We start from the raw sequence: 8,771 nt of genomic DNA on the forward strand, positions 1-8,771 counted from the left end.
CAAATCTCGCCGTGGCTCCCCACGCAGCCGGCGCCCTAATGCGCTCGAGCCGCCGGAGAGGGGGTGAGCAATTACCTTGATGCCGTGCGCGCCGCTGCCGAATGGCACACTGATCCCGGCGCTGGGAAGCTCATCGGGCGTGGTCATACCGTCGCGCTTGAAGGATGGCACCGGGGGAGGAAGCGTCAGGCGTCCGCAGGCTCTCCCGGTGTGGGGGTATTCCGCTTTGTTTCGATCCGCTTGCCGTCTCATCGAGCCGCCTTTTGGCCAGCGCGAAGCACTTCCTGGCGCCATTGGTACACTGATTCACCAATTGAGCAGGCGATAGCAGACGCGATTAGGAAAAGCGCCAAAAAGCCGATCTTTACACGGCTGTCGAGAGAAAGAAGGGGCTTCTCGTTCGCAAGTCGGGCGCTTTGATTCCATCGATTGGCGTTGGCATTATTTCTTGCAATCAGCTCATTGAGGCGCGGATTGTTCTGCCAGTTCTTAATTTCTCGAAACGGCCGGTCTGAGTGGAGGTTCGGAATGGCGGTCTGCCTGTCGAGATTACTGAAGTCGAAGCACTCGTTGCGAGCGGCTTCCGACGTCTGATCACCGGAGCAGGCAACTGCGCGCGCGACAGTCGCCTCGAGCTTCAAGTTGAGGAATTCTTCTGCCATGAACGACGCAACGCCCTGGCTCAGCTCCAGGGATGTTTTTTCAAAGGTGAACATGCCGGCGGTTAAACCGACGGCGCCCAGAAAAGCACCGGTGACCTTCCACTTTCTCCAGGCCACAGCGCGATCAGGCCCGTCAGTCCATGCTCGTCGCACCGCATAGGCGGTCACCAAAAGTTCGTAGATCCCCACGACTGACCAAACAAAGAGAACCTGCTCAGTGCTTGAAATCGTCATGGTTCCACCTCCTCGGCCAAAACCTCCTGGCGCTTGTCGCTAGGGCGTCGCTGGTACGCGCACGGCTTGCAACTCATAGCCTCGCTGGCGCAGCAGCGCCGGCACCCCGGTCGGCCCGCAGAGGTGAGCCGCCCCGACCACCACCACCGCTTTGCCCTCTTTCAGGAAGGGCTCGAGGCGTGGCAGCCACCGGAGATTGCGTTCCGTCAGCATGCGCCGCTCGAACAGCGCGGCGTCCTCCGTGGTGGCGAACGATGCGTCGCTGATGCGGCAAACCTCTTCGTAGTTCCCTTGGCGCACCGCCGTCAGCAGATCCGCGAAGTCCTGCAAGAACTGAGGTGTCAGGCTTCGGTGCACTCCCCTAATGAAGATGCGATCCGGCAGTGCGTACCACTGCGCCTGGGCGTCGGCGACGGCTTCGAGCGTGTCGAGTGGCACATGACGCTCAGCGGCGCTTTCCTTCATCCACTGATCCAGGCCGGTGCGTCCCGGCTCCGGGCACGGGCTGACGACGTCCCATCCTGCGCGAAGCGGCTGGTTGAGGAGGTAGCGCAGCGCGAACTCGAAGACGTCGGGCTCCGAGGGAAAGCGGCAGGCCAGCCGCGCACGTAGCGTTTGCATCTCCCGCGCGTCGAGAATGTCGCCGATCCGGATGCGCGGTCCGGCGTCCGGCGGCGGCGCATCTCCCGCGCGGGGAGGCTGCGGCAAGGCTGGGTCACCCTCAATGACCACTCGTCTCGCCTGCTCGAGGATTTGCGGGGAGGGCAGCGGAACGTCAGCATAACCCAAATGGATGGATCCCAGCAGCAGGCTCTGCGCACCGCCCGGCGCAGTCACACGGAGTGCCGGGTAATCGACGGGCTGAGCCTGGGCCGTCTGGATTCTGGCGACGGGTAGAAAAGCGACAGCGGCAAGCAAGCCGGCGCGTAGTGCTCGAATCATCGCAGCTTGGGTCGTCCAACAAGGGAATGCGGCGCCACTTGAGCACGACGAATCGAGCGCAGACTTTCAACAGGAAGTTACACCTGATCGATAGCTGTCAGTTGCCGTCCACGGTGCGGCGGCTCCGATCGTGCTCCGAAGCTGCCGCAGGATGCTGATTTCGCCACGCGACTGACACAGGGCGTCAAGGGTTCGCACGCTCCCCCGGTGAGGAGCTACATCCCGAGCCGATCCGAGAGCCAGTTCCCGCCGATCTTTCCGCCGGCCATCCCGGCGCACATGACCGCCAGCCAGACAAGCGCCCAGATCAACATCAGCAGCGTGCCGAGCTGCCCGGGCCCCATATGATTGATCGTCCAGTCCGTCGTCAGCCATGGGTAGAGCAACCCTGCTCCCGCACCCATCGCACTCGCCCCGATCGTGGAGAAAAAGTTGAGCGGCCGATTCATGTCGGTTTGCCTCGTCCTGGTGTCCGGGCCGCCGTCCTGGCGTGTCCCCGTTGCGCCCATTATGTCCGGCGCCGGGGCATTCGCCAGTGAAAGCGCTTCCACTTCAATGGTTTAGAAACCACCCTCTCGATAGTGTATCGTATACCACAAAAACCATAATTCGCCCCTTGGTAGATGTTGGCGGCGCTGAGCTGCCAAATAAAATAACGAACTGTTTATGTTTGCAGGCTCGATTGCTCGTCGTCCGCCCGTTCCTGCCGGATGCGGTCCAGGATCCGCTGCCAGCGGAGCCAGCGGAGCCAGCGGAGCCAGCGGAGCCAGCGCAGGTAGCAGTGCAAGGCATAGCCACTCAGGGCCAGGGCCATTCGCACTGGCTCACCCTGCTCGGCCTGGGACCGCTTCAGCCCCGGCGGGCTTGACACGGGGAGGCTGATCGCCTCCCGCACCGGGCACATCGGACGTCGACGTCCGGCCCTCACATGCCGGCTCTCTTCGTGCGCCCGTGTGACCCGAAACTGGCCGATTCTGAGGATCTTCCGCACTTCCCGTGCTGCCGGCGAGCCTCAGGCGGCATGCAGGACGCGGGCGCGCAAGAGCTCGAACCCTGCGCGGCCATACATCGTGCGCTTGATCATCTTGATCCGGTTGACCTGGCCCTCCGCGGGGCTGGTGGTCCAGGGCAGCGTGAGCGCGGCTTCCACGGCGCTGATGTCCCTGCGCAACACGGCCACAAAGCCGACCAACTGTGTCTCTTCGGCGGCGGCGAGAACGTCAGCCAGCGTCTCCTCGCTCCGCCGGCGCAGCAGGGCTCGGAGCCGCTTGGCAGCAGCAACCGTACTTTCCAAGTCAGGCGCCTCCTTCAGCAGCTGCGCGGCAAAGGCCTGGTCGGGCGGCGACAGGATCCGTGCGTCGGTCATCAGCAGCCGGGCCACGCGCCGTCCCGAAGGTGGCCGCCACGGCTCGCCTTCGGCGGTGACCGGCATGCCGGAACCGTTCTGTACTGCTCTGCGGCGTTCGGTTGCCCAGGCGCTCACAATGGCTAGCCGGCCAGGGAAGCCGAGCGCCACCAGCTCCTGCCATAGCCGGGTGGCGTTGTGGCACCCCTCGCTCCAGCGGCGCTCCAGGTGGTCGCGGTAAGGATCAAGCAGGCTGTCCCGCCGCGGCTTATGCCAGGTCGGAACCGCGCCAGCCTGCAGCCAGCATCGTAGGGTCTTGCGATTGAGGCCGAGCTGGCGGGCGATGGCACTGAGGGAGGCACCTGCCGCATGCAGACGCGCTGCCTCCTCGAACTGCGCCTGACGATGAGCATGTGATGCCGAGCTGCGGCGCTGGACGGCGGTCGTCGGCTCGGCTGTGGCCTCGCCCGGCGTGCCGGCATGCGGCGGATGCGCCATGATCTCCTTGCCAATCCTGCGGGCCGCAGCATGATGGTGCTGCGCGGCAGCATGGACCGCATCACCAAGATTGCGCAGCAGATGCCATCGGTCGGCGACCTCAATGGCACCCGGCGCGCCCTGGCGAATGCCGTCGGCGAAGACGCCAGCACGATCCCGGGCAATGATGGCGACACTCGGATTGGCTTTCAGCCACGCCGCCAGGCTCTCGGCCTGCCGGTCAGGCAGGAGATCGACGACGCGATTGCGCTCGAGGTCGACCAGCACCGTCCCATAGCGGTGGCCGCGGCGCCAGGCCCACTCGTCAACCGCCAGCACCCGCACGGGCGGCCTTGGCTGCGGTATCGCGCCGGCGCGCCGCGCCATGCGAAGCAGCGTGTCGGCGCTGACCGGCACAGCCAGCCGCGCCGCAAGCCGGGCGCCGACCTCGCCGCCGACCACCAGACAGAGATGGCGCTGCAGGTCGGCCAGGCGCTCGGTCCGCCGCGCGGCGGCCGGCGCGGTATCGGCGAGCCGCTCCGCAAAGGTCAAACGCGGACAGGCCGGTACGAGACATCGGAACCGGCGCGCCCGAACACGCAGCAGAACCTGGCGCCCTTGCCAGGGCAGGTCGTGCAGCAAGCGGTCGTACCGGCTGTGGACATGGGAGGACGGCATGGCGCAGGTCGGGCACGTCGCGCAGGGCTCACGTGGCGCGACGACGATGGTGAGATGGTCGGGAGATGGCAGGATCTGCTGAACCAGCAACCCTGCTGGAATGAGTGACGAGAGATGTTCGAACAAGGACCGGGCTTTGGAGGGAACAAACCTTATATGCTCATCCCGTCCCGGAACGACCACCCGCAGCACGGGAAGTGCGGAAGATCCTAACTGACGGTCAGGCGGGAGGTCGGCGTTGACTTCTTGGCTGGCCTTCTGCAAAGCAAAGGCAGTTTCGACCGCGAAGAGGGCGTCGGTGAACTCCATCAGCATGCCATCACCAAGATTCTTCACCACGCGGCCGCGGCTGGAGGTGTGCAGGCGATGTTCGATGGCTTCTGCCACTCGGAGCCAGCGGCGGATGGTGCCGTTCTCGTCGGTCTGAATGAGGCGGACGGATTCAGCCACGTCAACAATTAGGATGATTTGCTGTTTCTGCGTCGAACGGTCGGCGGAGTCGAGGTTGTACAGCGACCGAAGTGGCATCTCGACTGGCGGTGTGGCCGTGTCTCGCTCGAGGACTGCGGCCGGAGCGGTGATGTCGAGCGGGCCAGCGACGATCTGGTGGTCAGGCGCAGTGGCCGCGCCGGGCAGCCGCGAGGCCAAGCCGTTCGAGACAGCCTGGAGCGTGGTGGGCGGGAGCGGCCGAGCCGCCGGCTGGAGATGGGTAGGGTCGCTTAAGCGTTTAAACCGAGCGAACAAAGCGGTGGCATGGCGGAGGAACATGGGACCCTCCTGTGCCTCTGAATTCTAGATTCGATGGGCGCATAGGCAAAGCAGGCCACGCGGGCGCCGCTCAAGTGGTATTGGCGCCCTGGCAAATGCCAATATCGTAGCATGAACGCTGTGCCCGGGCGCACAGCGCGGCGTCGATGGGACTTCTTAACCGCGACCCAGGGCCCGATGGTGGGTTGAGGCGCTGGCAACGCGAGCACTGGGACTGTGGGACTATCCGGAATTCCGTGTTTCGGGCCGTACGATGCTGCTGAGGAGACCATCGTATGCCGCGACGCAAACAGCCTATCATCCCGGATGAGTTGCTGGATCAGCTCTTGAACGGTGCCGACGCCCGGTCTGCCCTAACCGATGGCGGCCTGCTGGATAGCCTCAAGAAGGCGCTGGCCGAGCGGGCCCTGACCGCCTGTCAACGGCGGAGAGAAACCAGGCCGGCGGGGCGGAGTAAAACGCGGCCAGTGTCGGGATGGTGGCGACAGTGCCGGCCAGGCCCCGATCGGGGCCTGGCCGGCGCTGCGATCAGTTCGTTGAGGGTTTTCTACGCAGGCAGGATCGCACCGGTGTCCGGGTTGATCTGCTTGCTTTTGGCGGTGTCGTCCTGTGCCGCTTTGCTTGAGAGGCGCCGCCGGGCGGTGGACTGCGCCAGCCGGTAGCTGTCGCCGTTCATGGTCAGGATGTGGACGTGATGGGTGAGCCGATCCAGCAAGGCGCCGGTCAGACGCTCCGACCCGAGGACGGACGTCCATTCCTCGAAGGGCAGGTTCGAGGTGACGATCGTGGCTGATCGTTCGTGGCGCTGGCTGAACACCTCGAACAGCAACTCCGCGCCGGACGGCCCAAGCCACTGCGCCCGTCCTCGACTCTACTGATCAGCAGCTTGGGCATCTGCAACTCGCGTTGCAGCCTGAGCAGGCGCTTCTCGTCACGCGCCTCCATCAGCTGGTGGACCAGCCCGGCTGCCGTGACGAAGGTGACGCTGAAGCCCCTCTGGCAGGCGGCGAGGCCGAGGCTCAGCGCGATGTGCGTCTTGCCGGTGCCGGTCGATGCAGCGACACAGTGCCCAGTATCAGGGCCGCGTGGCGACGATTTACTACCCCTTCCATCCGCGGTGCGGGGAGGAAGTCGGCGTCTGGCGGAGGCACAGCTTTCGTGGCGTAACGATGCTGGTGGTCCAGCAGGGGGGATGTCCCGGCCAATGTTGAGCATGGCGGGCGGCGCGGCTGAGAGTGACCCTATGCGGCGCGCGTCTGCTGTGCAATTGGCGTGATCGTTGCGGCCTTTGCTCGGTGAGCAGTGAGTGCGGCACGGAGCGCCGGGAGATGCCGCTTCGCCTTCAGCCTGCGAAAGCCCTTGGCAGCTTCGAGCATCGCCGCGGCGGTCCAGCGCAGCGCCATGTCGGCGTCGCGCCAGCGCTTCACGTTGCGGCAGACGCGCCGCACCGAGCCCATGACGTTCTCGACGATGTTGGTGCAAGCCAGCGAGCGACGCAGCTCGCGCGGCAGCCGCAGCCGAACCACAGTGAGGATCTCGTCCAGACCCTCCAGGATCGACGCCGCGGCGCCGGGTGCCCGGGGCTCGAGGGTGCGCGCCAGGTTGCGCAGCAGCCGCTCGGCCCTGGCCGCATCGTCCAGCTCCCAGGCCTGCCGCAGCGCCCGCCGGACCGGCGCCTGCAGCGCCTTGGGCAGCCGCTCGGCGATGTTGCGGGCCTTATGAACCTGGCAGCGCTGAATGGGGGTGTCCCGCCCGAAGGTGCGCCGGATGGCCTTGGTCAGCGCCTTGGCCCCGTCCACGATGAACAGCCGGCAGGTCGCCGGATCCAGCCCCCGACCGACCAGGTCGTCGAGCAGGGCCTGCACCACCACCGCGTTCTCGGTGGCGCCCTCCACCAGCCCGAGCGGGTGCTTCGCTCCCTCGCCATCGATGCCGATGGCGGCCAGCAGGACCAGGTCCTCGGTGACGTGGATGCCGTCGATCTGCACCGCCAGCAGGTCGAGCCCGGACAGGTCCTGCCCCATCCAGGCCGCCATCCGCTCCGCCGAGAGCGCGACGAACCGCCGCGAGGCGGCCGACTTCGACACCCCCGCGCCCGGGCCCGCCGGCACGTCGCCCTCGGGCAGCCGAACCGCCCGGCCGAACCGGCGCGTGGCGACCCCGAGCAGCATCAGGTTCATCGCCCAGCGGCCAAGCCAGTCCTCGCCCACCGCCCGCTCCCAACTCGGCAGCACCACCTCCCGGCCACCGCGCTCGCGCACCCGCGGCCGTGCCACCGAGACCTTGCCGCCGTGGAAGCCGATCGGCCCGGACGTCCGGCCCCAGCGCTGCGCCTGCCGCTCGCCACCCCGCCCGTGCCGCGGACCGCACAGCGCCGCCGCATCGGCCTCCAACATCTCCCCGAGCGCCTCCAGACCCGCCCTCAGGCACAGCCGCTCGAAGCTCGCTGTCGCCCCATCAGGCGCCCGATCCGCAGCCAATGGCGGCACCCCGGCCGCCCATGTGCTATTCCTCGTCATGGCGTTGCTTGCCCCTCGTGGATTCGACACCCCGAGCCTACCGGCTCAGGGCGGGCAACGCCGCCTCCTCTTCCTCAACATCACCCGGGACTTCCCCGCGGCTAGCACTACCTGGGCACTTTTGGGCGAGATTTGCCATCCCCATTTCCTCGCTGTTGGATGTGGCGAGAGGTAGAGATGGCAGACGTTCGCGGCATCGGAGGCGATCTGGATCGCTGGCTGGAGCCGTTCCTCGCGGCGCTTGGGCATAGGAAGCGACGGCTCTGGGCGCCGCTTTATCTGCGCGGGCTGTTGGGTCCGAGCGAGCGCAAGAGCCTGCAGCCGATGGCGGCGAGCCTCGGTTTGTCGGGCCATGACCAGTTGCAGCACTTCATCGCCAGCCCGGCTTGGGACGACGCGCCGCTATGGCGGGTGCTGGCCGAGCAGGCGGACCGGCTGGTGGGTGGTCCGGAAGCGGTGCTGGTGATCGACGACACGGCGCTGCCGAAGAAGGGCACGCTCTCGGTGGGCGTGGCGCGGCAGTACTGCGGCCAGCTTGGCAAGCAGGCGAACTGCCAGGCGCTGGTCTCGCTGATGCTGGCCGGGCGGGAAGTGCCGGTGCCTGTGGGGCTGCGACTGTTCCTGCCGGAGGAGTGGACCCGCGATGCCGGGCGCTGCGCGGCGGCTGGCGTGCCGGACGCGGCGGTGGTGGCCCTGACCAAAGGCGAGATCGCGCTGGCCGAGCTGGACCGGCTCATTGCCGCTGGCGTGCGGTTCGGCCCCACCCTGGCCGATGCCGGCTACGGCGCGAGTGCTGCCTTCCGCCAGGGCTTGAGCGAGCGTGGGCTGACCTGGGCGGTGGGCATTCCGCGCAACCAGAAGGTCTACGACGTCGATGTCCAGCTGATCCCGCCCGCAGGCCGCAATCGGCGCCCGGCACTCGACCAGGCACCCCGAGAGGCCGGGGCGGTGCTGGCAGACCTGCCCTGGCGCAAGGTGACCTGGCGACACGGCACCAAGGGACCGCTCACGGCGCGGTTCGCGGCCACGCGCGTGCGGGTCGGTGACGGCGCGACCTGGGCGAACAATCGCCACCTGCCGGGTGATGAGGTCTGGCTGGTGGGCGAGTGGCGCTCGAGCGGCGAGCGCAAGTACTACCTGAGCAAC

At 66.9% G+C, this 8,771-nt stretch carries 9 protein-coding genes and 1 pseudogene; 2 read left to right on the top strand and 8 right to left on the bottom strand.

Features of this window, described 5'->3' with window-relative positions; translation table 11 throughout:
• Positions 1 to 248 precede the first annotated feature (248 nt).
• The 5 genes from Q7A36_RS36535 to Q7A36_RS36555 all read right to left on the bottom strand — a co-directional run bounded on the left by Q7A36_RS36535 (position 249) and on the right by Q7A36_RS36555 (position 5,106).
• A complete protein-coding gene (locus tag Q7A36_RS36535; RefSeq protein WP_305108721.1) occupies positions 249 to 896 on the bottom strand; it encodes a hypothetical protein in 648 nt (215 codons plus the stop codon).
• A 39-nt stretch (positions 897 to 935) separates the two neighbouring features.
• The gene (locus tag Q7A36_RS36540) at positions 936 to 1,838 is read right to left on the bottom strand and encodes a TraB/GumN family protein (RefSeq protein WP_305108722.1); all 903 of its coding nucleotides are present in this window, start codon (positions 1,836 to 1,838) and stop codon (positions 936 to 938) included.
• Positions 1,839 to 2,053: 215 nt separating this feature from the next.
• Positions 2,054 to 2,287, bottom strand: coding sequence for a hypothetical protein (locus Q7A36_RS36545; protein ID WP_305108723.1), 234 nt, complete (start codon positions 2,285 to 2,287; stop codon positions 2,054 to 2,056).
• Positions 2,288 to 2,502: 215 nt separating this feature from the next.
• Positions 2,503 to 2,652: a hypothetical protein gene (locus tag Q7A36_RS36550; RefSeq protein WP_305108724.1), complete on the bottom strand. Its 150-nt coding sequence runs from the start codon at positions 2,650 to 2,652 to the stop codon at positions 2,503 to 2,505.
• 198 nt (positions 2,653 to 2,850) lie between these two features.
• Positions 2,851 to 5,106, bottom strand: a complete 2,256-nt coding sequence (locus tag Q7A36_RS36555) for an ISL3 family transposase (protein WP_408903912.1) — start codon at positions 5,104 to 5,106, stop codon at positions 2,851 to 2,853.
• A gap of 275 nt (positions 5,107 to 5,381) precedes the next feature.
• Between Q7A36_RS36555 and Q7A36_RS36560 the strand changes: the two are divergent.
• Positions 5,382 to 5,522: pseudogene (locus Q7A36_RS36560) on the top strand (IS256 family transposase); the annotation flags it as partial.
• Positions 5,523 to 5,653: 131 nt separating this feature from the next.
• Here the strand turns inward: Q7A36_RS36560 and Q7A36_RS36565 are convergent.
• The 3 genes from Q7A36_RS36565 to Q7A36_RS36575 are packed head-to-tail and all read right to left on the bottom strand — an operon-like array spanning position 5,654 to position 7,625.
• On the bottom strand, positions 5,654 to 5,935 hold the full coding sequence (locus Q7A36_RS36565) for an ATP-binding protein (protein WP_305108725.1): 282 nt from the start codon (positions 5,933 to 5,935) through the stop codon (positions 5,654 to 5,656).
• Complete coding sequence (locus Q7A36_RS36570) at positions 5,830 to 6,321, bottom strand: ATP-binding protein (RefSeq protein WP_305108726.1); 492 nt, start codon at positions 6,319 to 6,321, stop codon at positions 5,830 to 5,832. The genes Q7A36_RS36565 and Q7A36_RS36570 overlap by 106 nt, the downstream gene beginning before the upstream one ends.
• Before the next feature lie 26 nt (positions 6,322 to 6,347).
• Complete coding sequence (locus tag Q7A36_RS36575; RefSeq protein WP_305108727.1) at positions 6,348 to 7,625, bottom strand: IS256 family transposase; 1,278 nt, start codon at positions 7,623 to 7,625, stop codon at positions 6,348 to 6,350.
• 177 nt (positions 7,626 to 7,802) lie between these two features.
• Between Q7A36_RS36575 and Q7A36_RS36580 the strand changes: the two genes are divergently transcribed.
• On the top strand, positions 7,803 to 8,771 hold a 969-nt coding region (locus tag Q7A36_RS36580), incomplete at its 3' end, for an IS701 family transposase (RefSeq protein WP_305108728.1).

The organism is Paracraurococcus lichenis, from assembly GCF_030657435.1.
GTDB classification, from domain to species: domain Bacteria; phylum Pseudomonadota; class Alphaproteobacteria; order Acetobacterales; family Acetobacteraceae; genus Paracraurococcus; species Paracraurococcus lichenis.